Source organism: Streptococcus sp. IMAU 99161 (assembly GCF_014435245.1).
Taxonomy (GTDB): Bacteria; Bacillota; Bacilli; order Lactobacillales; family Streptococcaceae; genus Streptococcus; species Streptococcus lactarius.
Genome location: NZ_JAAPAW010000014.1, coordinates 1 through 24,316, shown reverse-complemented (window position 1 = coordinate 24,316; position 24,316 = coordinate 1). Strand labels below are relative to the sequence as shown.

Sequence of the window (24,316 nt, the reverse complement as noted above, 5' to 3'; positions counted from 1 at the left end):
ACTCAGTTGCTACCAACTGAGTTTACCTGCTTATGCTAGGGCTGCTGAAAGATCGACAGCACTTGCTTCGTGCCATAGCTTTTCTAGGTTATAGTGGGCACGCATTTCTTCTGAGAAAACATGGACCACCACACCACCTAAGTCAAGAAGGACCCAACCTCCAGCTGAATCACCTTCGACGTGGCTGGCATTGCCACCAGCTTCAACGACTTTCTCGCGAATGTTTTCAGCGATTGCCTCCAATTGGCGACTATTCATAGAGCTTGCGATGACAAAGTAATCTGTCACGCTAGTTAAGCTTTGGACATCCAAAGCGACAATGTCTTCTGCACGCTTTTCATCGGCAGCTTTAACAACAAGTTCAAGTAGTTCTTTTTCTTTCATTTAATCCTCTTTCAAATACTTCACAAAGGCGTTGTAGGTTTCAAGGGTTTGGGGATAAATCGGCAATCCTTGGTGAGCCAGGTGTTCGACTGTACGAGCCGTCTCATAGGCCACGGCACGATCCAAGGAGACTTGAGCGATTTCCCGCGCTTGCTCTACCCCAGGGAAATCCCGATTGTGTTCAATATAATCTGCCACATAGACAATCTTGTCTAAGGTTGACATCTGTCCACTCCCAACCGTATGAATCTCAATACTGCGAAGAATGGCTGGATCTGTCAGTCCGAGATCTTCTTGGATCTTATAAATCCCGACCATCCCATGCCAGACATTGTTGCCCCAGTTTTTTAATGATGGATCTAGCTCATAGCGATCAATCAAGTCCAAAAATTCCTGATCCGATAATTTCTTGGCATAGTCATGTAAGAGACCTGCTAGACCAGCCTGCTCTTCATCAGCCCCATAACGTTTGGCCAAGTCACGCGTAGCCTTCTCAACCCCTAAACAGTGGGTTATCCGCTTTTCTGGCAGGATTTGACGCATTTTTTCAAGCAAGACCTCACGAGAAAAGCCAAGGTAGTTTTCATAGGTCATTAATACAAACCTTCTTTCTTGATGTAGTCCAAGACTGGTTTTGGCAACATAAAATTCGGCGTCCGGCCTTTGGCTACAAAATCACGCACCATACTAGAGGAGATGTCCATTAGAGGAACGTCCACCCAGATCACCGGATAAGAAGTCCCCGCCTTATAGCGTGGCCGCTGTACCCCGACAAATTGCACAATCTCCACCAATTCATCGATGCGGTGCCATTTGGGTAAATAATCCACCATATCTGCACCAATAATAAAGTAATAATCTGTGTCTGGATCGCGTTCATTGAGCAAGAGCATGGTGTCGTAGGTATAGGAAATTCCTTTGCGTTCTAGCTCGATCGTCTCGATTTCCAGACCTTCAATGCCTTCAATCGCTAATTCCAGCATCTTAAGGCGATGGTGCTCTGCAATCGTCCCCTTGGCATCGACATGCGGTGGTAAATACTCAGGCATCAAGAGCACCTTATCTAACCCTAATTGTTGGCGCACTTGATCCGCAACGACCAAATGGGCATTGTGGATCGGATTGAAATTCCCACCCAAAATACCAACTTGTTTGCGTTTCTTGTTTTTGATCTCTGGCTCTAACTCTACCTTGGTAAAGGGAGTCAATAGTTCAATTGCCATAGGTTTGCTCTCCTCGATGTCTTAAATTTCTTTTACCTTCGCTGAAATTTTACGATTTTCTTTTTTACTCGATTGTTTGAACAAGATGAGAATCCGACCAATCTTTTGGACCGTTTCCACACCGATTTCTTCTTCCAAGATTTCTGCTACTTCATGGATATTCTCATCCGTATTTTGAAGAAGGGTCACCTTGATCAGTTCGCGCGCATCAAGCGCTTGACGCACACTGGTTTTGATTTGATCATTAAGCCCGTTTTTCCCAATTTGGATAATGGGTTTGAGGCTGTGGGCTTGGCTATTGAGGAAAGCCCGTTGTTTGGATGTTAATGTCATGTTTTTACTTCCTTATTTTTTGATCATTATTTTAAGTGGTGGGGACGGTCGAAACTAATTTTTCAAAGATCTCATCTTTGAAAAATGGATTTCCTTACCTCAAAATGGAGCCTTGGTCTCCATTTTGCCCTTGCCAATCGATCGATTGGCAACTACACCACGGCAATAACGATCCCTATTTGAGCTCACTTCGTTCGCTCTTCAATTTCATTCTATTTCATATTTTTAAATAATAGCTTTGCGGGTGACGACGGCAACGCCTTCTGGTGCCCAGACGGCAACTTTGGCTTCTCCATTGACGCGGATCCAGCCGAGTCCAGAGATGACGAGGTCTGTCTTGTCCTTGATGGTAAACTCATGAGAAACCAAGGGTGGGAATTCTTCTTTTTCCTTGCTGTTAGGGGGAGTTAATAAGCCACCGACATGCTTATCATAAAAGGCCGTCGCTCCTTCGAGTTTGGTCCGATGAAGCTTGAGTTCGTTATCAAAGAAGGCGGTGAAACCTTGCTTTTCTCCCTTGATAAAGTCAAAGCGTCCCAAGCCGCCCAAGAAGAGGGTTTGCTCTGGATTGAGCTGGTAGGTCTTGGGCTTGATTTCCTTTTTAGGGCTGACATACTTGAGGTTTTTCGCCGTCAAGTAGTGTGCCATTTGGTGGCGATGGATAATCCCCGGTGTATCGTAGATGTAGGAACCATCATCCAATGGGATTTCGATCTTGTCCAGTGTCGTCCCTGGGAAGCGAGAAGTCGTGATGATATCCTTATCCCCAGTGATTTCTTGGATGATTGCATTAATGAGGGTCGATTTCCCAACATTGGTCACACCCACCACATAAACATCACGGCCTTTGCGGTACTGCTCGATCTTTTCCATCAAGTCCTTGATCGCACTCTTGTTTTGGGCAGAGGTGAGGACCACATCGACAGGACGCATGCCTTCTTCGTGGGCCCGCTCCATCAACCAGTGGGTCACCTTGCTATCCTTGACAGACTTGGGCAAAATGTCTTTTTTGTTTCCGACCAAGAGGACATCGTTTCCTGCTACAAAGCGTGGTAGGCCAGGGATAACCGATCCATTAAAGTCAAAAATATCCACTACATTGACCACGAGAGCATCACTATCACCTACTTCGTGAAGGAGCTTTAGGAAATCATCATCTGTCAGATGCACATCTGTGATTTCATTGTAGTGACGTAGACGGAAACAGCGTTGACAATAGACTTCGCCTGTTTCCAAGCCCTTTTCAAGAGCTGATTGGGGGGTATAGCCTAGCTCCTCTTTGTTTTCTGTCTGAATGGGCGCTCCACAGCCAATACAGAATAATTCTTCCATTCTTAAATTCCTTTTTTATATACAATCGGACCATATTTTTCGGCCATTTGCTTCATCACACGGCGTTCACGCGCCCGGTTGATCTGGGTCTTGATGGAGTCATGCTCGACCAAAGGCTTGACTAAGATCGAACGAATACCCGCCCGATGAGCTGCCCGGATGTCGGTCATCAATTGATCCCCTACCATGACCACCTCATTTTTTTCATAGTGGAAACGTTTGAGAGCACGATCAATCCCAAAAGTAAAGGGTTTGAGCGACCAAGCTTCATAGTCAATATCAAATTTCTCAACCGCGCGCTTGACCCGTTTGGGACTATTATTGGATACCACGATAACCCGAATCCCCCCATCACGAAGGTCATGCAACCACCGGCGCATCTCAGGGGTACCATCCGGATTGTTCCAAGCAATCAAGGTATTATCCAAATCCACAAGTACCGCCTTGATGCCCTGTTTTTTCAAGTCTGCAACGGTGAGATCATAGGCTGCTTCCACCGCAAAATCTGGTTTGTAATTTTCGATTGACACGTTTTTCTCCATTTTTTATACTCCTTTCATTGTAGCATAAAAAGGCCTATTTTGCACTTGCTTCACGACTAAAACAGCAACAGACTCCGATCAGGTCACTTTCACTACTCAAAAAAATAAACAAAATCCTTACAAAGTTCCAAAAACATGGTATAGTAGAAGAAAAAGAACTCGGAATTTTTTATGAAACAAACAACCTTAAAAGAAGTGTCTCCTCTTCTCCAGCGCATCATTAATTGGTCCTCCATCATCGGAGCTCTTGGGACCTTGGCCTTTTGTATCTGGGCCTACTTTTCTGGAATCCTTCAATCCAAAGAAACCCTGTCGTCCTTTATTTTGCAAGCCGGAATCTTCGGGCCTCCTCTTTTTATCTTTCTCCAAATTCTCCAGACAGTGGTGCCTATTATTCCAGGCGCCCTCACCTCTGTAGCAGGTGTCTTCATCTACGGCCATATTATCGGGACCATCTACAATTACATCGGGATCGTGATTGGCTGTGCCATTATCTTTTACCTTTCCAGGATGTACGGACCCAAGTTCGTCCAATCAATGGTCAGTCAGAAGACCTACGACAAGTACGTTGGCTGGCTCAATGAAGGCAAGCGGTTCGATCGCTTCTTTATCTTTATGATGATCTGGCCCATTAGTCCCGCTGACTTCATCTGTATGCTGGCAGGTCTGACCAATATGACCTTCAAACGCTACATGACCATCATCATCCTCTGCAAACCCATCACCCTGGTCATCTACACCTACGGCCTGACCTATATCATCGATTATTTCTGGAAAATGGTCTAAAGCATGACACCACCTCATGTATAACTATTTCTCTCAACCATCAAAGGCTGGACAATTTTTGTCCAGCCTCTTTGTTTCTATTCTTCTTTTGTCTTTGTTTCTTCATCTTCTTCGATGATTTCAGAAATTTCAACCTTGACCTTAGTCACACGACCACTTTTCACCTTATTATTGGTTAAGACTAAGTGTTTCTTTTGGCTATTGACTTCACAGCTCAGACGTTCTTTTGACGATGGAATCCGTCCAACTTCTGTCAGGTAATAACCTGCAATCGTATCGACATCATCACTTTCCAACTCAACATCAAAATATTCATTGAAGTCATTGAGAGACATAGCTCCTTGCACGACATAGGTATTTTCAGCAATCTCGAAAACATCGATTTCAGCTTTGTCCGTCTCGTCATCGATCTCACCGACAATTTCTTCCAATAGATCTTCCAGAGTCACCAAGCCAGACATCCCACCGTATTCATCAAGCAGAATAGCCATTTGATTTTGTGTATTGCGCAATTCCTTCAAAAGATCATCCACAAAAATGGTCTCTGGAACAAACAAAGGTTCTTGTAAAATCTTTCTTAGGACAATGTTGTCAAAGCCATTAACAAATCCCTCATTCAACAAACGTTTGGTATGGATGAGCCCAATCACATTATCCTTGTCATCATCATAGACAGGAATCCGTGAAAAGTTTTGCTTAAGGATACTTTCGATAATCTCTTTAGTATCATTGTTGATATCCACCATGAAGGCATCTGTCCGTGGGACCATGACTTCACGCGCTACCATTTCATCTAATGAAAAGATTCCTTGGAGCATCTCAATCTCGTCCGCATCTAGTGTTTCTTCACTATTAGTTAGCATATACTCGATTTCATCCCGCGTCATCTTTTCATCCGCATCATCAAACTTCATCGGTGTCAAGCGACTCACGAGGTTGGTCGATGCTGAAAGCAACCAAACAAAGGGGCTGACAATTTTTCCTAATAAAATGACAATCGGAGCTGTTCGAACTGCCAACTCATCTTTCAAGTTCATGGCGATTCGTTTCGGGTATAATTCCCCAAAGACGATCTCAATATAGGTCAAAAAAGCAAGAGATAAAAAGCTTCCAGTTGCAAGTGCTGTTTTGGTATTGCCCATCCAACCAGCAATCACACGACCAAGACTATCTGCCAGGCTAGCCCCAGATAAGATGGTAATCAAGGTGATTCCTACCTGAATGGTGGACAAGAAATGGTTAGGCTGTTCCAATACGCTGAGCAGACGAATGTATCTCTTATCCCCTTCTTCAGCCTTTTGCTCGACACGCGCACGATTCAGCGATACCATTGACATCTCAGTCGCCGAGAAAAAGGCGTTCAATAATGTCAAAACAATTAGTAAAATAAATTCCAGTAAAATTTCCTGACTGCCAGGGTCTTCCATGGATAGTTTCCTCCAGTATATAATATTGTATATTATACCACAAAATATGAGAGCCTGCATTCTTCTATGTCATTTTCTTTTTTACCATCAAAAAATCAGGACCAAGTCCTAATTTTAGAATGTGAACAAATTGTTTTTTCACACAAAATAACCTAAGTGTCGCTGAAAACTTAAAACGATATATACTATCAGTTTCATTCAAAAATACACTGAAACTTTCCACCGTGAGAAAAGTGCTAGAAACACGATTGTTTCTAGCACTCGGAATTATTGAGACCTTAGGCTCAATAATTAGTCATGGAACTTCAAAGAAGTTCGCTGACGTCCGTACTCACCTAAGGAAAGTTTCTAAGAAGGCTTTGTATGTTAGTGTTCTGCACTTGTAAAATCATAAAAGAAGGCATTGAGTTTTTCAACCAACTCGAGTGATGATAGGCTGCTTGTACAAATAAATGGTTTTTTCTTTAATTCTGGCATCATAAAGTTGGCCACTACAACATCTGCATCTGAAGCTTCGATATCTTCCACCGTTAGATTGTACTTGATCATCTGGGTGAATTCAAAGTTATCGGTACAGTAGAAATCAAGGAAGTCAATCATGGATTTGGCATGGTGATCATCAAAACGACTAATGATCAAGACCTTGATCGATTTCCGACGGCGCAATAACTGTGGCAAGAGGCGTTCCCAGTGAGTGTATACCGTGTAAATCATGTGCTTTAAGATCTCTTCGTTCAGATCGTGTTGCATCGTCTCCATATAAGCGATCAGATCTGCCTTCAAATCGTCATAAAAGGCTGGGAAGATACTCATAAAGTCATCATTGGTATTGGTTTTGGTATCAAATAAGAGAAACTCTGAGAACAATTCCTTACGCCCCAGATGGGCCGTATTGTGGACGTGCATCAACATTTCATCCAGGTTTTCAATTTCCAAATCATAGGTCTTGCAAAGATCCTTGAACATCTTTCGGATCAAATTCGTCGATTCTTTGGCATATTGGTCTGTTTCCGCTGCTTCAATAAGACTCTCTGGGCTAAAATAGAAATTCTCTTGAATAAAGATAATGAAGAACTGCTCTAGCACTTTTTCATTCAACTCAACCCCCAGCTGCAAACTGAAATAACGCAACATCTCTTCAACATTGGTCACCCCTTGATACTGATCCTTGTATTCATCAAAGGTGGTCGGCATATCGATGAAATAACCCTGCTTGATACGGGACAAATAAACCGTCAAGAGCACCTTATAAGACTTGATAACTGAGAAGGTTAAAGGATAGCCGTAGAGCTTAAAGAAGAAAGTGATCAAATCGGTTACGGCATTTTCCTTGAACTCAGGGAAAGGCCACTCCATATAGTAATATCGCTCTGCAAAATATTGGGCATAGAAGAAACGAACATCCGTTTCATCTCCAACCAGATTTAAAGGTTTCAAATCAATTTTTACATTGTACTTGGTTTGGAGCTTTTGATTAATGGTACGGATCAAACGATAGAATGATTGGTAACTAAGGTCAAATTTTCTACAGATATAGTCATTGGATACATCTTTATGGAAAAAAAGATATTCAATCAAAGCAAATGCTTGTGATTCTTTAAAGAAGTGATGGTAAACCACCTCTAATCCCACTGAATCTTCATAACTGATTTTGATCCCGTTTGTTGAGGATTCAATCAAAAACTCGGTAAACGTACTACGAAGATTGGATAAATCTTCTTTTAAGGAGCGCTCCGTGCAATCCAGGCGTTTAGCCAATTCTTTCAAATGAAACCATCTTTTTTCCTTGATCAAGATTTCCAATAATTCCAATTGGCGTCTTTGTTTTTTCGATAAGAGGAGTCTCATCTTTCCCTACCTTTTTCATTTTATCTTTAAAATACCTTTATTTTAACACATTTTATAGGACTTGTTGATTTTTAGATGCATTTTTTACAAAAATGTCCAAAAAAACTCTAAAGCCTCTTTGGGCCTTAGAGTCTATGATTTGTTAATGATTCCAAATTCTTCTTTTTTCTTTTGTTCTTTTGCCGCTCGATGGTTGTCATAAAGATTCATCAAGAATTTGATGATTTCCTTACCGATCGAATAGACTGGAATTGCAACTAACATCCCGATAATCCCGTAGATGTTACTAGAGAGTAACAAGAGGACCATGATCGTAATCGGATGGACCTTCATCACACCTCCAACGATTCGAGGATAGAGGATATTCCCGTCGATCTGCTGAATAATCAACATATAAATGACGGCTTTGACCATCATATCCATATCTGTAAACGCGTAGGTAATGATCATCGGGATCAAGCCAATTGTTGGTCCCACATAAGGAATGAGATTGGCAAAGGCTGAGAAAATGGCAAAGACCAAGGCATACTTCAAGCCGATAAAACTATAACCAATATAAGCGAGGGTCCCTATGATCAAGGCATCGATCGAAATACCGCTGATATAACGTGAAACTGTTTGATTGAGACTAACCAACAAACTCGAAATTTGTAGTTTGTCATTTCGTAGGATGGTCCGCTCCAACATCGGAAGTAGCTTCTTCCCATCTACGAGGAAGTAAACCAAAAAGATCGGTGTCATGATCAAAATAAAGACCGTATTGACAATAGTAGTGAGCACACTACCCAAACTATTGGTAACACTGTTCAAAAGATTTTGGAGGATATCCATGTAGGAGAGATTCAACTGTTGAATGGTTGATTGAATATTGATATTTTGAAACAAGGCATTGGTTGAGAGTTTTCGAACCAAGCTTTGGACTTCCCAATAGAGACCTTGCGTCGAATTGATCAAGCTGGATAGCTGATTGATCAAGATAGGAAGAAGATAGAATATCCCTAAACCGATGGTACTGAACAAGATAACTAGGGTGATCAAAATTCCAAAAATTCGCTTAATCTTTAAGTATTTCTCCAATAACTCAACAATTGGATTTGTAATGTAATATAAGAAACCTGCAATCAAAAATGGCAAGAGGATGGTATTCAAAACGGACACAAATGGGGCAATCAAGGCTCCCATGGATCTCCAAATGTAGAAAATCACTGTCAATAATAAGATCTCACATGTCCAGAATAACAATTTACTATTTCGAAACATTCCTTACCTCCTGTTTTCTATTCTACCATATTTTATGATAGAATAAAGGAGATTTTAATCAAAAGGATAAAGTTATGACGAATTTAATTGAACTAAAAGATGTTCATTTCATCCGCAATGGAAAAACGTTATTAAAAAAAATCAACTGGCAGGTGAAAGAAAAGGAATGCTGGGCCATTTTAGGTCTTAACGGGGCCGGAAAATCAACCCTTCTAAAGCTTCTCATGTCAGAATATTGGGCTAGTTCGGGTCAGGTAACGGTCCTTGGAACTCGTTTTGGGGAAGGTGGTATTCCTGAGCTTCGGAAACGCATTGGTGTTGTCAGCTCTTTTATCTCAGAAAGACTGCCTGAACACCTCCTCACCGAACAGATTGTCCTGACTGGGCAATACAAGAGTAGTATTTTGTATGCGGCATATGGAGAGGAAGAATTGGGTTGGGCACGCGATATGTTGACTTCGATTGGAGCTAGCTCTTTGATTGGACGAAAATACCGTGAACTCTCTCAAGGAGAAAAGCAGACGGTTCTCATTGCACGAAGCCTCATGGACCATCCAGATCTAATCATTTTCGATGAAGCCTCAAGCGGTCTTGATCTCTTTGCTAGAGAAAAGTTACTCCAGCAGATTCACCATATCAAAGAGTTGAAGCATGCTCCTACCATCCTCTACGTCACCCACCATGCTGAGGAAATTACCAAAGACATGACCCATGTCCTCTTGCTAAAAAATGGTCAAGTCGACCATCAAGGACCTAAAGAGAACATCCTTACTCCAAATATTCTCAGTCACTTCTACCAAGCACCGGTTTCCTTGATTGATTTGGGGGAGGGTCGCCTCTTTGTCAAACCTGAAGTACAGTATTCTAATAAAACTGAATAAAATATACAAAAAGTGACTAAGTCGATCGGCCTGGCCACTTTTTTATTTTAGCTTAGCGATTTTGGGTATAGGCAATTACATCATAAGGGAGCGTATTGGCACTTTCTCTTAATGAGTAGTTCTCCAATTCGTTAACATTTTTGCGCATGCGACGTGCTTGTTTAGAGGTGATCAAGTGTCCCGCCTCGTATTCAAAAATGATCTTACGTTCAAGATAATAGCCTCTCAACATTTCATCGATATTATTTGGCTTCATTCGGTTAATAACCCGCTCGACAAAAGCTCCGCTAGAAATAATAGCTGTTTCTCTCAGACGAGATTCCTGGAGGTAAGAGATGAGACTACTCCGATAGATACCCTTAAGGTCTTCTAGACTTTCAATGATGATTTCTGTATTGGCCAAATAAAGAGCCGCAATCTGATCACAATCAATGGTTTCTAGTTGTCGATCTTCGTGTTTCCACCAATTCCTAAAACCAGATCCAAATGTGACAATTTCATGGCCCAACAAGCGCAAAAGTCGGAAGGAGACCAAGAAATAATAGGTTAAACGAGAGGAGAGATTCCGATTGATGCGCTGCTCCATGTTCCGCAAATAGCGTTGATAAACACGGTAGCTGCGCTCTCTAATCCGACCTTCTTCAAAAGCTTGCTCAAGGCCATCACTTTCAATACTTAACATCAAGAGCTTCAACTCTTCCCAGTCCTTTTGAATGAGCTTATTTTCTTGACTTAAGATCAGATTTTCAATCCGTCCATGGTAGTTATCAATGGCAGCGTATAGAGGCCCTTTTAAGTGACTATTTTTTAAATCAGCTTCTAATTCAGTCACAACATCATTTAGAATCGCAATCTGCATCAGGTCATCATTACCTTCTTCCTTATCATCTGATAAGGTTGGAAGAACGACTAAGCCCACGAGAAAGCTAAGGAGCGTTACCCCTGCAACTAAAAAGAGCAAGATCGGGTACTCTTGTTCGAGCTTTGTTGGAATCAAAAGAATGGTCGCAATCGAAACCGTTCCTTTGACTCCAGAAAAGGTCAACAGCAAGGTATCTTTTAGATAATTTTGCAGCGATTTTTTCAGACGAACTGTCCGAAGCCAGTAAAAGAGGTAGACCATGACAAAACGAATCAAAAAGAGCAAGGCTGTTAAAAGAAAAACAGAAGCTAATAAAAGCAGATTATTATAAAGTGGACTGTCTAAGATAGGCTTGGCAATCATTTCTAACTCCATACCCAAGATGACAAAGACGGATCCATTTAAAATAAAATTAACCGTATTCCAAACAGTATGGGTCACTGTATCTACCCGTGCCTCTAGGAGCGTGATCTGTTTAAAGCGGCTAGCTTTGAGGATACCAGATACGACCACTGCGATAATGCCGGATACATGGAGTTCCTCGGCTAAGAAAAAGGTCAACAGTGGCAAACTCAGTTCTAACAACAGTTCACTAGCAATATCGCTTGCTCTCACACTCAAAAGTAATTTTTGCAACCACCGGTTGACAAAGCCTGTCAAAAGACCGACTAGCAAGCCACCTGTTATGGAAATCCCCAAAGAAATCCCTGCTTTTCCAACAGAAAAAGCACCTGTAGCAAGGGCTGCTAAAGCCATTCGAAAAGCAACCAGTCCAGAAGCATCATTGAGCAAGCCTTCTCCTTTTAAGATATTGGAGACTCGCTTTGGGAAGCTAAAGCGCTCAGAAAGAGAGGCAAAGGCTACTAAATCCGTAGGGCCTAAAGCTGCCCCCACAGCCATACAGGCTGCCAAAGGAAGGCTCAACCACAAGGAGTGGGCAAGCCAGCCTAAACTCAGGGTTGAAAGAAAGATAACGGGGAAAATTAAATAGAGAATAACCCGCCAGTGCTTCAAGATAGAAGTAATATCTGCTTCTTCTGCTTCTCGAAACAAGAGTGGGCCAATCACAAGAGCTAAAAATAGCTCCGTATCCAGGTGAAACTGCTCTGCAGGGATAAACAAAGCCCAGCCAATCCCCAAGAAAATTTGGATCAAAGGTAATGGTAGACGGGGAAACAGTTTATTGGTAGCATTTGAGATGATCAGAACCATCGAAAAAATCACGGCATAAAGGAGAAGTTCCATTTTCTACCTCCTTAACGATCTTTGCAACAAATTTCAAATTGCTGTTTGATCTCCGCAATCTTTTGATCTGTCTTGGTTACATCCTTGTGCTCAATCTTCTTTTGGCACCGTTCCATTTCCAGTGCAACCAACTTCTTTTTGATTTTGAGCATCTTTTTGGTCATATGCACTTCGTCATAAAATCCTGTGGCCCGCTCGTGAACCGTGGACTCAACAAAATGTTGTCTTAGTCCCTCAATTTTATTCTTTAAATATTCTTTATCCATGCCGGTAGCTTTCTAATTTTTCAATCATGACCAAAAATGGAGGCTGATTCACTTGATTTAGCGTCCGGTAGATGGTCGCTGTGTAGTCTTTTTGAGGAAGCTGGCTGACAAAGTCCAGCACCGCATCGCGCTCAAGGTCTCCCCCCGCATGACCGTAATAAATCATAATTGCGATACGCCCACCTTTTTCTAAGCGAGTGCAGATTTTCTCCATGGCTTCAATCGTAGTAGCTGGCAGGGTAATCACTGATTTATCCGCAGCTGGCAGATAACCAAGGTTGAAAATCGCTGCTTTGAGATTCGTTACATAGTGATCCACATGCTGGTGGCCATCCAAAATCAACTGGACGTTTTGAAGCCCCAGCTGGTCCAATTTTTCTCGGGTATTGACAAGGGCCTGCTCTTGAATATCAAAGGCATAGACTTGACCTGCTCGTTTTGCTAAAAAAGCCGTATCATGTCCATTCCCCATGGTTGCGTCCACCACCACATCTTCTTTGGTGATGACTTCATTTAAAAACTGATGGGCCATTTCAAGTGGTCGTAACATGATCATCCTCCTCTTCTACTTTACAACCTTGGGTACTCCCACGACGCTGCATTTCCGCTTCAATGGCATTCAACACTTCCCATTTGTTGAGGCTCCACATAGGACCGATCAACATGTCGCGCGGGGCATCCCCGGTAATCCGATGGATCACGATGTGCTTAGGAATAATCTCTAACTGATCACAAATGACCTTGACATATTCCTCCTGGCTCATGAGTTGGAGACGCCCTTCATGGTAGTCGCGTTGCATGCGTGTATTGGTCATCAAATGCAAAAGGTGCAACTTGATCCCGTTAATCTCATTGTCCGTCACACAACGGCGAACATTTTCCACCATCATCTCGTGTGTTTCCCCCGGAAGCCCGTTGATCAAATGGGAGACAATCTCAGCCTTCGGTACTTGTTTTCGAATGCGCTTGACGGTTTCAACATAGAGTTCATAACTATGAGCTCTGTTAATCAACTCAGAAGTCGCTTCATAAGTGGTCTGAAGTCCCAACTCAATCGTCACATGCATGCGCTCAGTCAGCTCTGCTAGGTAGGCCAAGGTATCGTCAGGTAAACAATCCGGACGTGTTCCGATATTGATTCCGACAACTCCTGGCTCATTAATAGCCTGTTCATAACGTTCTCGAATGACTTCCACCTTATCATGGGTATTGGTGAAATTTTGAAAATAGACCAGGTACTTCTTCACATCTGGCCATTTCCGATGCATAAAATCAATCTCTTTGTAAAATTGTTCTCGAATCGGAGCTTCTGGAGCCACAATGGCATCTCCTGAACCTGAGACCGTACAAAAAGTACAGCCACCATGGGCGACTGTTCCATCTCGATTGGGACAATCAAATCCCGCATCAATAGGGACTTTAAAGGTCTTTTCTCCAAATAAGGTTCGATAATAATCATTCAAAGTATTGTAGGATTTCATACCCTTCATTATAGCAAAAAAAGAGTTGAACTCAAAACGCGAGTTCAACTCCTAGTTGTTAGGATCTTATTTTATCAGATCAACTTCTTCATCTCATCAATACGTGCAACAGTCGCGTCGTATTTCGCTTGGTAGTCGGCTTGTTTGTCGCGTTCTTTTTGGACAACTTCTGGTTTGGCATTGGCTACGAAGCGTTCGTTAGAGAGCTTCTTACCAACCATATCCAGTTCTTTTTGCCATTTAGCCAGTTCCTTGTCGAGGCGAGCGAGTTCTTCTTCGACATTGAGGAGGTCTGCGAGTGGCAAGTAGATTTCTGCTCCTGTGATAACACTTGACATTACTAATTCAGGGACTTCTACATTAGCTGCGATTTCCAAGTGTTCTGGATTTGTGAAGCGTTTGATGTAGTTGACATTGCTGTTAAAGAAGGCTTCCAAGTCGCTATCGCTAGTCTTAACAAGAATGGTGATAGGCTTGCTTGGAGCTACGTTTACTTCCGCACGCGCATTACGAACGGCACGAATCAAGTCTTTGAGGCTTTCGACACCTGTGTGAGCCGCAAGGTCTTCAAATGCTGGATTAACAGTTGGGTATGTTGCTGTAACGATAGAACCTTCTGAGATTTGTCCAAAGATTTCCTCTGTCACAAATGGCATGATTGGGTGGAGGAGACGAAGGATCTTGTCCAAAGTATAAAGGAGAACAGAACGTGTGATAACTTTCTCTTCTTCGTTGTCGCTATAAAGGACTTCCTTGGTCAACTCAACGTACCAGTCCGCGAACTCATCCCAGATGAAGTTGTAGAGGATATGACCTGCTACACCAAATTCAAATTTATCAAAGTTTTCAGTGACTTTTCCGATCGTTTCATTGAGGTTGTGGAGAATCCAGCGATCTGTGACATTTCCAGCTTCCTTGTTGACAACTTTTTCGACATTAGCAGTTGCTTGCTCAAGGGTCAAACCTTCATTGTTCATGAGGATGTAGCGAGAGATGTTCCAGATTTTGTTGATGAAGTTCCAAGACGCATCCATTTTCTCGTAAGAGAAGCGCACGTCTTGACCTGGTGCAGAACCGTTTGAAAGGAACCAACGAAGGGCATCGGCGCCGTATTTCTCGATGACATCCATTGGGTCAATCCCGTTACCGAGAGATTTAGACATCTTGCGTCCTTGCTCATCACGGATGAGACCGTGGATCAAGACGTTCTTAAATGGTTGGCGTCCTGTAAATTCCAATGATTGGAAAATCATACGAGACACCCAGAAGAAGATGATGTCATAACCTGTAACCAAGGTTGAAGTTGGGAAGTAACGTTTGAAGTCTTCTGAGTCCACATCAGGCCAGCCCATAGTTGAGAATGGCCAAAGGGCAGAACTGAACCAAGTATCCAAGACATCTTCGTCTTGTTTCCAGCCATCACCTTCTGGTGCTTCTTCGCCAACGTACATTTCACCCTCAGCATTGTACCAAGCAGGGATTTGGTGACCCCACCAGAGCTGACGAGAGATGACCCAGTCGTGGACATTTTCCATCCATTGAAGGAAGGTATCGTTGAAACGAGGTGGGTAGAATTCTACCTTGTCCTCTGTGTCTTGGTTAGCGATGGCATTTTTCGCCAATTGATCCATCTTCACGAACCATTGCGTAGACAAGCGTGGTTCAACAGGCACACCTGTACGTTCTGAGTGACCAACCGAGTGAGTCATTTTCTCGATTTCGACAAGAGCACCAATTTCTTCCAATTTCTTAACAACGGCCTTGCGTGCTTCAAAGCGGTCCATACCCTTGAATTCACCAGCCAATTCATTCATGGTACCATCATCGTTCATAACGTTCACTTGAGGAAGATTATGGCGTTGTCCAACCAAGAAGTCATTAGGGTCATGGGCAGGCGTGATTTTAACCACACCAGTACCAAATTCAGGGTCTGCGTGTTCATCGCCAACGATTGGGATCGGTTTGTTCAAGATTGGCAAGATAACATTTTTACCAATCAAATCTTTATAACGATCGTCATTTGGATTAACCGCTACGGCAGTGTCTCCAAACATAGTTTCAGGACGAGTAGTTGCCACTTCAAGAGCACGTGAACCGTCTTCCAACATATAGTTCATGTGGTAGAAGGCACCTTCGACATCCTTATGAATCACCTCGATATCAGAAAGGGCTGTACGGGCTTTCGGATCCCAGTTGATGATAAATTCACCACGGTAGATCCAGCCTTTCTTGTAAAGGTCCACAAAGACTTTGCGAACGGCTTTTGACAAGCCTTCGTCAAGGGTGAAACGTTCACGAGAGTAATCCACTGAAATTCCCATTTTGCCCCATTGTTGCTTGATGGTAGCCGCATATTCATCTTTCCATTCCCAAACTTTTTCAAGAAATTTCTCACGACCCAGGTCGTAACGCGAAATACCACTTTCGGCCAAACGAGCTTCAACCTTGGCTTGAGTGGCAATCCCAGCATGGTCCATTCCTGGAAGCCAAAGCGTATCAAAGCCTTGCATGCGTTTTTGACGGATGATGATGTCTTGTAAAGTCGTATCCCAAGCGTGACCAAGGTGGAGTTTCCCAGTTACATTTGGTGGTGGAATCACGATGGAATAAGGCTTCGCCTTTTTATCGCCTGAGGGCTTGAAAACATCTTCGTCAAGCCATTTTTGGTAACGACCAGCCTCAACCTCAGCTGGATTGTATTTAGGTGAAAGTTCTTTAGACATGTGTGTGTCCTTTCTAGTTATTTCTATTCTTTAGTGTTTAGCTTGAGTTTCCCACTCACTCTTCAGCAAGCCATATCTCAAATCATCACAGCGATTGCCTTGGGCATCTTTGCGGTCTCGGATCCGTGCTTCGAGGGTGAAGCCAAGTTTCTCAGCAACTCGTTGACTTTGAAGGTTATAGTCAAAGCAAGTTAGTTCAATCTTGTGAAGCTCCAGTTCTTTAAAAGCTAAATCAATCAAAGCACGCGCTGCTTCTGGTACATAACCTCGTCCCCAATAATCGGGGTGCAAGGTATAGCCAATCTCAAGTACATCATCTTCGTGGCGATGGTTGAAATCAACAGAGCCGACGATGTTATCGGTTCCTTTGACCACAATGCCGTAACCAGCTGGGAGATTATCCTTTTCATTACGCTCAGGAAGGATATGTTCTAGGTAATAAATCTCATCTTCCAAGATCTTAACAGGCGGAAAGCCCGCTGGATAAGAGACCTCTGGGAGACTAGCGTAGGTATAGATATCCTCAGCATCTGCCACTGTACGGACTCGTAAAACGAGATGCTCCGTTTCGATTCGTTCTGGCAGTTCAGCTCTTACCATTCTTCTTCCTCGCTTTCTTGATAAAGCTTCCCATGGGGTCGACTCGGTCATCTAGATAACGGTAAACACGCTGATGACCATCCCCCATAAAGTAAGTCGGCGCAAAGCGGTCATTTTTAAAATGGCCCTTGTCATCTAAGAGCTCTGGATCAACCAGTCGATTAAGAATTTTGGCAAAGATATGACAGATACCATCTTCCTCGATGATTCGATCTACCTGGCAGTCCAATACGACTGGACAAGCCTCCAAAATCGGGGCCTGAGTCTGCTCAGAAATCTCGTAGTCAAGCCCCAGGTGTTTCAACTTTTCCCGATGGGTAATAAAGCCAGCCTGCTCCATCTCAAGCATGAGGTTTTCGTCAGGGATGTTCACAGAGAACTTCTGGTAATGCTTAATCTGGTCAGCCGCATTTTCCTCAGCACCAACACCGATGACCAGCCAATCGCCCAGGCTATAAGAGGAACTGCAGGTTGTGATATTGTACCCAAAGCTCTGGTCCTGATACCCTAAGATGAAAATCGGAAAGCCATAGTAGAGTTTACTAGTTTTAAAAGATTGTTTCATGACAAGCTCCTTTGACTAGGGGTAGAAAAGAAAAATCGCCCCTGCCATCAATCTGACAGGGACGAATGTGTTTATCCGCGGTACCACCCAATTTCGGGCAGATGCCCGCATCTTTAATCTTCTTATTGCACTTTCATGACGTTGTTAGCTTGCTTTGGCGTACTTGAGTACAGCCTGCAACTCGCTGCCTAGACCTAAAAGGAGACAAAAAGATTTATATTTCATTTTTTTATTTCATCCATTAGCAACCAGTTTTGACACATTTGTGGACTTCTCAGCTCCGCCACTTTCTGTAAAATGTGGGATTCAAAACACCTCTAACAGGTTCATTTTATCAAGATCTCCTGGAAATAGCAAGAAATCACAAAAGCGATTATTTAAATTTAACACCTAGTTCTTTCAATTTCTTGATTGTAGCTGGGCCAATTCCTTTAAGGGCCAACAACTCTTTCTCCGTCCAGTTTGCGAAGTCCGCAACAGAGCGAATACCTTCATCATAGAATGTTTGCGCACGATCAAGTGCCACACCTTCCAAACTTGCAGCAAATTCTTCCACTGAAGAAGCCGCTTGTTTCACTTCTTTCGCTACTGCTTTTGTAGCTTTTTCAACTTTTTTCGGTGCTTCTTTCACAGCCGCAGTTACAGTTGCAACAGCTTTTTTCAAGACATGTCTATTTTGATGTTTGTATTGTTTTGCACGGTTTACGTTCTTCTTTGCCATTTTTCCTCCTAAAAATAGTGATCAATTCCTAAGGCAACAAGGTTTCATCACCATCATTACTTTCAATAATCCGTTGATGTCATTTCAACTTTTTTATTGTATCATAATCCCTTAAAAAATCAAGTCATTGCCCAATTTTCAGCTAAATCCAGCTGGTAAAACGCCTTCAATAACGTCATTTTAGTATTTTCTTTCACCAAAGAGGCCATCTGGCAAATCATGAAATCCCTTTCCAGCGTGGAAATTTTCAAACTTCCCTTGCAAGAACTGATAAGCATCCAAACGGCTTTCATAGCGAATCATGGCGATTTTAGCTCGCTCATCCTGGTCTTCATCAAAAACCTTCTTACTTTCTTCGAGAGCCATTTCATTGATCATGACTTGGGTCTTGATCCACTCCTCAAACTCCTTCATAAACTCTGTTTCGTAACTCATCTTTACTCCATTCCTCTATAAAAATCCGTATCGATCTCTCGATAGGGTTGAATGTTCTGAACATATTCCAAGACACCTTGAAAGTCTCCAGCTTCATCACGCACGGCTGCATAGGTGACATGGACAAATTTCCCACGCGATTCTGATTTAAACCACATTTCGTACTTGTCTTTTTTTCCTTCACGAAGTCCTTGCATAATTGCCTTGACCTTCTTCAAGTATTTTGGTGGATGGCACAATTCGACGTTGCGCCCCACCTGCGACGGTGTCCGTTTGAAAATCATCTCCTCAAAAGGCGCTACATCATTGTAATATTGGAAAATATCATCCTTATTGACAAAGGTGATCTCCATCGGCAGATGATTCAAGATCAAATTCGCTTGCTCAACTGACAAATAGCCATTACCAAACGGTTGAGGTTGGTTGCGGTCGAAACTCTCTTCTTTTTTCTTAGGCGTGAAGGTAATGGTCAATTGTCCCTCAGGAGTTTCAATGACCTGACGTTGTTCTTCTCCTCCTGAAGAAGAAAGAAGTTCAGTAGAATCTTCTGGCTCCTTCAGTGGTTCTTCTTTGAAACCTACGCGTTTTGGCACCCATTTCTCACTTGGGAGAATAATGGCATAACCATAAGCATCACTTTCCTCCGCAATGGAAAGCCAATCATCCTGAGTAAAGGATTCCAACAATATCATCAAGAGAATTGATTCTTCTTTAAAGATCATTCCCTCAAACTCTTGCGCAAAGGCTTCAAAACACTTTTTGACTTCTAAGATGTCGGAATCCGGTAGTCCCTTGGCCACATCCAATGCTTTCGCAAAGAGTTCCCGGATCTGGTCATCTACTCCCCACATCACTTTTGGTGGGGAATCATGCCCATATTTTTCCATAATCGGAAACATCAACTCTTCCTTACGACGGTAATGCCGGTCAAATTGGCCCACCAAGCCCAGCTGACGCAGTAAACCCTTCTGAATCTCCTGAATCATCTCAGGATCCTCAGTTGTCTCATAATTATCTAGCAAGCGGCGGACCCGCATCATAGCGGCCCGAAGAGCCAGGTTCTCCTGCTTAAAGATTTGAACCGGATGGCCTGGATGGTCAGTATCTGCCACTTCGACCCCTTGGACAGCGTTCTTAAAGAGATTAGCATGGACATCACAAAGTTCCATAACATCTTCAAACGTAACACCTGCATCAGAGTTCATCAGCTCATGCTCCATGAGGGAAATCTCAATCGCAGAAACCCCGCTAAAAGTCGCGTCAAACCGTTCCTGAACCGATTCAGGAGAGGCTCCATGATGAAGCTCTAATAAGATATCTCTTAAGACATGAATTCGTTCATCACTCATTGATCTAGCCCCACTACTTCATACCCATTAGCCTCTAAGGTTCGCACAATCTTCTCCATAGGAGTACCTTCTAATTTTGATCCTTGTTTCAAGGAAACCTTGCGCCCAACTGTATTGCGCATGATGGGGTTGGCTAAAGGTTTAAAGCCCAACTCCACCAATAAGTCCAATACTTCCGGATGTTGATCAATGACTTGAGCCACTGGAATCGATACATCAATAACATTGTCCATTTTCCTATTTCCTTTACTCATTTCGTTCATTTTCACTTCTTCACTAATTTCACAACTGCTTCTGTCCGTGCTGTATGGGGGAACATATCCACTGATTGAATGTATTCAACCTGATAAACCTTCGTCAAAGCCACTAGATCCCGTGCCAAAGTAGAGACATTACAAGAGACATAGACCATCTTTTCAGGTGCATAGTGCAACAAGGTCTCGATCAATTTTGCCCCTAAACCCGTACGGGGTGGATCCACAATGACTGCATCTGCTCGATAGCCTTCTTGGTACCAGCGAGGAATGATCTCTTCTGCTGTACCAGCCTCATAGTGGGTATTCTCAAATCCCATCCGTTTAGCATTGTATTTGGCATCTTCAATCGCTTCAGGAATGATATCCATCCCACGAACACTTTTCACCCTATTCGCAAAAGCAAACCCAATCGTTCCAACCCCACAGTAGGCATCTATCAAGTGATCCTCTGGAGAAACATCTAGAGCCTTAACCGCCTCACTATACAACACCTCAGTCTGCTCTGGATTCAGTTGATAAAAGGCTCGAGGAGAGAGGGAGAATTCATAATCCAAAACGCCTTCAAGAATAGCCTCTTCACCCCAAATAATCTGTGTTTGGTCCCCATAGATTTCACTGGAGCGAGACGTATTTTTATTAACAGCAACGGTGACAATCTCAGGGTGTTTCTTAACCAAGTCTTCCACTAAATCCTTTAAATTAATCTGCCGACTAGTGACCACAATGATCTGAACCTGACCAGACTTCCGAGCCCGTCGAACCATCATGGTTCTGACACCCAGTTCTTTTCGCTCATCAGCAATCGGGATCTGATAGTAGGTCAATAAATCTGCTAGATCAGTAGCAATCGCTTGAATAACCGGATCTTGAACCAAACAATCTTTTAATTCTACCAAATAATGTGAATTTTGAGCATAGAGCCCCGCCTTCACCTGACCCTTGAATTTCCTTGTTTGAAATTGCAATTTTGCCCGATAGTAAAGAGGCTCCTTCATTCCGATTGTCGGCCGAATAGCATACTGTTCAAAGCCTTCAGGTGAGAACTTCTTCAAGGCCTGCTGCAATAAATCTGTCTTAAACTCCAACTGCTTGTCATACTTCAAATGCATGATTTGACAGCCCCCACAGGTCTCATAGATATCACACATGGGTGTCACCCGATACTTAGACGCCTTATTCACAGATAGGAGTTTGGCTTCCGCAAAATTTTTCTTGACACTTGTAATTTGACAGAAGATATCTTCGCCCTTTAAAGCCCCAGGCACAAAGACAAGTGTTTTTTTATAAAAGCCAATCCCTTCTCCGTTGATTCCCATTCGTTTAATTTTCAAAGGAATTTTTTGTTTTACTTTAAGACTCATAAGTCTATTATACCACGTAGTTTCTCAATGTTTAAGAATATGTTACAATAAAACCATGAATACAAAGATATCTCATTTTTCCCCATTGGATTTTCCTGAGCAATTACGAACTTATATAGAGGGAGCAACTCTTTCTGACAGCTCTTCTCATTCAGGCGCAACGGTTCTCTATCTTGATTCAGGTTACTATTTGAAAATAGATCAAAAGGGAAGATTAGAGCGAGAAGCTAGAATTGCAAGTTTGTTTGAACAAGAGGGAATAGGAACTCCAGTCATCCACTATCTATCTACAGATAAAGACTACCTCCTGACTAAAGAGGCTATTGGTCATGATACTCTCGCTTTTTTAGACCAGCCAGAAAAAATCTGCCGAACCATGGCCGAAGCTCTTAAAAAACTTCACAGCTTTTATCCGCAAAATTTCCCATCAGAAAATCATTTACAGGCCTATAAAGACAGAGCATTAAAAAACTATGAAAAAGGTGAGTTCTATGCCAAGGCTCTCCTACCCCAATTCCGGATTAGCAGCCGTGAAGAGGCCTTCCAGCTCATTCGAGAACAAGGGCACCTTTTAAAGACAGATGCCTTTATTCACGGGGATGCCTGTCTACCAAACCTTATTCTAAAAGATGCTGACCACTTCTCTTGCTTTATTGACCTTGGCTTAGCTGATTTCAGTGACCGACATATCGATCTCTTTTGGGCAGTTTGGTCCCTCAACTATAACCTACATGACCCTAAATACGCTGAACTATTTCTTAACTATTATGGGAGAGAACAGGTCGATGTAAATAAACTTCGACTCGTTGCTGCCTTTGAAGCGTTTGGATAAAAGGAAAATCATGAAAATCACAAAACTAGAAAAGAAAAAACGTCTCTACCTGCTAGAACTTGATAGCGACCAAACCTGCTATATTACAGAGGATACCATTGTTCGCTTTATGTTGACCAAGGATAAGGAAATTAGTCCTCAAGAGTTTGCAGAAATTCAAACCTTTGCACAATTTTCCTACGGAAAAAACTTGGCGCTCTACCACTTATCCTTCAAGGCCCGTACTGAAAAAGAAGTCAGAGACTATTTAGTTAAACATGAGATTGATGAGAAAATCATACCACAAGTCATCCAAGCCCTCAAGGATGACAACTGGATCAATGACCGTCAGTATGCCTATGCTATCATCAATTCCAATCAGCTATCTGGTGACAAGGGAAGCTACATGCTGATACAAAAGATTTCTCAAAAAGGAGTTGCTAAGGCCGTTATCCAAGACGTCTTACAAAAATTTAACATGACGGAAGTCGCAGAGCGTACAGCCGAAAAACTACTGAAAAAATATCAGGGTAAATTGCCTGCTCGTGCTCTACAAGACAAGATAATCCAAAATCTTACCAACAAAGGGTTTTCCTACTTGGAAGCTAAAACAGCCTTTGACCAACTGGATAGCCAGATAGAAGAGGAAACCGTTCAGGAACTAATCTTTAAAGAGTTGGATAAGCAATATCGGAAATATTCGCAAAAGTATGATGGCTACGACCTCAAACAACGTTTAACACAAGCACTGGCAAGAAAAGGGTACGATTATAGTGATATAACGTCAGCCATAAGGGACTTCCTGGATGAATAAACCTCTCTTCATGAATCAAATTGAAAATATGATAGAAAAAACAGAAAATATTTGAAAAAATATGATACAATATAGAGGATATACTTAGATTGTAGAAAGTTGGTACGTTATGAAACTACCTAAAGAAGGCGACTTTATTACAATTCAAAGTTATAAACATGATGGCAGTTTACACCGAACATGGCGTGACACCATGGTATTAAAGATAACCGAAAATGCAATTATTGGAGTAAATGATCATACACTTGTTACTGAAAGTGATGGCAGACGTTGGATTACACGTGAACCAGCGATCGTTTATTTCCATAAAAAATATTGGTTTAACATCATCGCCATGATCCGTGACAATGGTGTATCATACTACTGTAACCTAGCAAGTCCTTTTCACATCGACCAGGAAGCCTTAAAATATATCGACTATGATCTCGATGTCAAGGTTTTTACAAATGGTGAAAAAAAATTGTTAGATGTTGAAGAATATGAGCAACACAAAGAGAAAATGCACTATTCAGACAACATTGACTTTATTTTGAAAGAAAATGTAAAGGTATTGGTAGATTGGATCAACCAAAACAAAGGTCCTTTTTCAGAGGAATATATCAAAATTTGGTATAACCGTTATGTTGAACTGCGAAATAAATAAAGTTGGAAAGAGCGAAAGCTCTTTTTTCTTGTCATTCACCTAAAGAAATACCAAAAAAGCCTAATGAAACCATTAGACTTTTCAATACACTATCGGGAAGACAGGATTCGAACCTGCGACACCTTGGTCCCAAACCAAGTACTCTACCAAGCTGAGCTACTTCCCGA

The 24,316-nt window shown here is 42.3% G+C and carries 26 protein-coding genes and 1 tRNA gene; 5 read left to right on the top strand and 22 right to left on the bottom strand.

Translation table 11 applies throughout. The features are described 5' to 3' along the window. Positions 1-30: 30 nt before the first annotated feature. The 6 genes from rsfS to HA044_RS08575 form a co-directional block, all read right to left on the bottom strand. A complete protein-coding gene (gene rsfS / locus HA044_RS08600; RefSeq protein ID WP_003014310.1) occupies positions 31-384 on the bottom strand; it encodes a ribosome silencing factor in 354 nt (117 codons plus the stop codon). Next, a complete protein-coding gene (gene yqeK / locus HA044_RS08595) occupies positions 385-978 on the bottom strand; it encodes a bis(5'-nucleosyl)-tetraphosphatase (symmetrical) YqeK (protein WP_187540788.1) in 594 nt (197 codons plus the stop codon). Next, entirely contained in the window at positions 978-1,607 is a 630-nt protein-coding gene (locus HA044_RS08590; RefSeq protein WP_187540787.1) for a nicotinate-nucleotide adenylyltransferase, read from the bottom strand. The genes yqeK and HA044_RS08590 overlap by 1 nt, the downstream gene beginning before the upstream one ends. A gap of 21 nt (positions 1,608-1,628) precedes the next feature. After that, on the bottom strand, positions 1,629-1,940 hold the full coding sequence (gene yhbY / locus HA044_RS08585) for a ribosome assembly RNA-binding protein YhbY (RefSeq protein ID WP_003005853.1): 312 nt from the start codon (positions 1,938-1,940) through the stop codon (positions 1,629-1,631). Positions 1,941-2,165: 225 nt separating this feature from the next. Further along, positions 2,166-3,272, bottom strand: a complete 1,107-nt coding sequence (gene yqeH / locus HA044_RS08580; protein ID WP_187540786.1) for a ribosome biogenesis GTPase YqeH — start codon at positions 3,270-3,272, stop codon at positions 2,166-2,168. 2 nt (positions 3,273-3,274) lie between these two features. After that, positions 3,275-3,802, bottom strand: a complete 528-nt coding sequence (locus HA044_RS08575; protein WP_187540909.1) for a YqeG family HAD IIIA-type phosphatase — start codon at positions 3,800-3,802, stop codon at positions 3,275-3,277. A gap of 183 nt (positions 3,803-3,985) precedes the next feature. Between HA044_RS08575 and HA044_RS08570 the strand changes: the two genes are divergently transcribed. After that, on the top strand, positions 3,986-4,600 hold the full coding sequence (locus tag HA044_RS08570; protein ID WP_187540785.1) for a TVP38/TMEM64 family protein: 615 nt from the start codon (positions 3,986-3,988) through the stop codon (positions 4,598-4,600). A 77-nt stretch (positions 4,601-4,677) separates the two neighbouring features. Here the strand turns inward: HA044_RS08570 and HA044_RS08565 are convergent, their stop codons facing one another. From HA044_RS08565 to HA044_RS08555, 3 genes are all read right to left on the bottom strand, one after another. Further along, positions 4,678-6,027, bottom strand: coding sequence for a hemolysin family protein (locus HA044_RS08565; protein ID WP_187540784.1), 1,350 nt, complete (start codon positions 6,025-6,027; stop codon positions 4,678-4,680). Positions 6,028-6,393: 366 nt separating this feature from the next. Next, complete coding sequence (locus HA044_RS08560; RefSeq protein ID WP_187540783.1) at positions 6,394-7,875, bottom strand: M protein trans-acting positive regulator PRD domain-containing protein; 1,482 nt, start codon at positions 7,873-7,875, stop codon at positions 6,394-6,396. A 132-nt stretch (positions 7,876-8,007) separates the two neighbouring features. Beyond that, positions 8,008-9,135, bottom strand: a complete 1,128-nt coding sequence (locus tag HA044_RS08555) for an AI-2E family transporter (protein ID WP_187540782.1) — start codon at positions 9,133-9,135, stop codon at positions 8,008-8,010. Positions 9,136-9,209: 74 nt separating this feature from the next. Between HA044_RS08555 and HA044_RS08550 the strand changes: the two genes are divergently transcribed. Further along, complete coding sequence (locus tag HA044_RS08550; RefSeq protein WP_187540781.1) at positions 9,210-10,016, top strand: ABC transporter ATP-binding protein; 807 nt, start codon at positions 9,210-9,212, stop codon at positions 10,014-10,016. Between the two features lie 52 nt (positions 10,017-10,068). Here HA044_RS08550 and HA044_RS08545 read toward each other — a convergent pair whose 3' ends face one another. The 12 genes from HA044_RS08545 to rlmD all read right to left on the bottom strand — a co-directional run bounded on the left by HA044_RS08545 (position 10,069) and on the right by rlmD (position 21,881). Then, positions 10,069-12,123 (bottom strand): sodium:proton antiporter, encoded by a 2,055-nt coding sequence (locus tag HA044_RS08545; RefSeq protein WP_187540780.1) that lies wholly within the window; start codon positions 12,121-12,123, stop codon positions 10,069-10,071. A gap of 11 nt (positions 12,124-12,134) precedes the next feature. Then, positions 12,135-12,389 carry a hypothetical protein gene (locus HA044_RS08540; protein ID WP_187540779.1) on the bottom strand — a complete coding sequence of 85 codons (255 nt, stop codon included), beginning with the start codon at positions 12,387-12,389 and terminating at the stop codon, positions 12,135-12,137. Continuing rightward, positions 12,382-12,939: a class I SAM-dependent methyltransferase gene (locus HA044_RS08535; RefSeq protein WP_187540778.1), complete on the bottom strand. Its 558-nt coding sequence runs from the start codon at positions 12,937-12,939 to the stop codon at positions 12,382-12,384. The genes HA044_RS08540 and HA044_RS08535 overlap by 8 nt, the downstream gene beginning before the upstream one ends. Continuing rightward, a complete protein-coding gene (locus HA044_RS08530; RefSeq protein ID WP_187540777.1) occupies positions 12,923-13,879 on the bottom strand; it encodes a TIGR01212 family radical SAM protein in 957 nt (318 codons plus the stop codon). The genes HA044_RS08535 and HA044_RS08530 overlap by 17 nt, the downstream gene beginning before the upstream one ends. A gap of 65 nt (positions 13,880-13,944) precedes the next feature. Continuing rightward, positions 13,945-16,593, bottom strand: a complete 2,649-nt coding sequence (locus tag HA044_RS08525; RefSeq protein ID WP_187540776.1) for a valine--tRNA ligase — start codon at positions 16,591-16,593, stop codon at positions 13,945-13,947. A 30-nt stretch (positions 16,594-16,623) separates the two neighbouring features. Then, entirely contained in the window at positions 16,624-17,193 is a 570-nt protein-coding gene (locus HA044_RS08520; protein WP_187540775.1) for a GNAT family N-acetyltransferase, read from the bottom strand. Continuing rightward, entirely contained in the window at positions 17,180-17,758 is a 579-nt protein-coding gene (locus HA044_RS08515; protein ID WP_187540774.1) for a flavin reductase family protein, read from the bottom strand. The genes HA044_RS08520 and HA044_RS08515 overlap by 14 nt, the downstream gene beginning before the upstream one ends. Positions 17,759-18,131: 373 nt before the next feature. Further along, positions 18,132-18,479 (bottom strand): helix-hairpin-helix domain-containing protein, encoded by a 348-nt coding sequence (locus HA044_RS08510; protein WP_187540773.1) that lies wholly within the window; start codon positions 18,477-18,479, stop codon positions 18,132-18,134. Positions 18,480-18,659: 180 nt separating this feature from the next. Continuing rightward, positions 18,660-18,914 carry a DUF1912 family protein gene (locus HA044_RS08505; RefSeq protein WP_013903179.1) on the bottom strand — a complete coding sequence of 85 codons (255 nt, stop codon included), beginning with the start codon at positions 18,912-18,914 and terminating at the stop codon, positions 18,660-18,662. A gap of 2 nt (positions 18,915-18,916) precedes the next feature. Next, positions 18,917-20,263, bottom strand: a complete 1,347-nt coding sequence (locus HA044_RS08500; protein ID WP_187540772.1) for a DUF438 domain-containing protein — start codon at positions 20,261-20,263, stop codon at positions 18,917-18,919. Continuing rightward, complete coding sequence (locus tag HA044_RS08495) at positions 20,260-20,496, bottom strand: DUF1858 domain-containing protein (RefSeq protein WP_003014300.1); 237 nt, start codon at positions 20,494-20,496, stop codon at positions 20,260-20,262. Before HA044_RS08495 ends, HA044_RS08500 begins: the two co-directional genes overlap by 4 nt. Positions 20,497-20,528: 32 nt before the next feature. Beyond that, positions 20,529-21,881, bottom strand: a complete 1,353-nt coding sequence (gene rlmD, locus HA044_RS08490; protein WP_187540771.1) for a 23S rRNA (uracil(1939)-C(5))-methyltransferase RlmD — start codon at positions 21,879-21,881, stop codon at positions 20,529-20,531. Between the two features lie 55 nt (positions 21,882-21,936). On the opposite strand from rlmD, the gene HA044_RS08485 reads away from it, so the two are divergent. The 3 genes from HA044_RS08485 (at position 21,937) to HA044_RS08475 (ending at position 24,149) form a co-directional block, all read left to right on the top strand. Beyond that, the gene (locus HA044_RS08485; RefSeq protein WP_187540770.1) at positions 21,937-22,713 is read left to right on the top strand and encodes an aminoglycoside 3'-phosphotransferase; all 777 of its coding nucleotides are present in this window, start codon (positions 21,937-21,939) and stop codon (positions 22,711-22,713) included. A gap of 10 nt (positions 22,714-22,723) precedes the next feature. Further along, on the top strand, positions 22,724-23,506 hold the full coding sequence (gene recX / locus HA044_RS08480) for a recombination regulator RecX (RefSeq protein ID WP_187540769.1): 783 nt from the start codon (positions 22,724-22,726) through the stop codon (positions 23,504-23,506). Between the two features lie 109 nt (positions 23,507-23,615). Further along, positions 23,616-24,149 (top strand): DUF402 domain-containing protein, encoded by a 534-nt coding sequence (locus tag HA044_RS08475; RefSeq protein WP_187540768.1) that lies wholly within the window; start codon positions 23,616-23,618, stop codon positions 24,147-24,149. A gap of 92 nt (positions 24,150-24,241) precedes the next feature. Here the strand turns inward: HA044_RS08475 and HA044_RS08470 are convergent. Further along, positions 24,242-24,315 (bottom strand) — tRNA-Pro (locus HA044_RS08470). Position 24,316 lies beyond the last annotated feature (1 nt).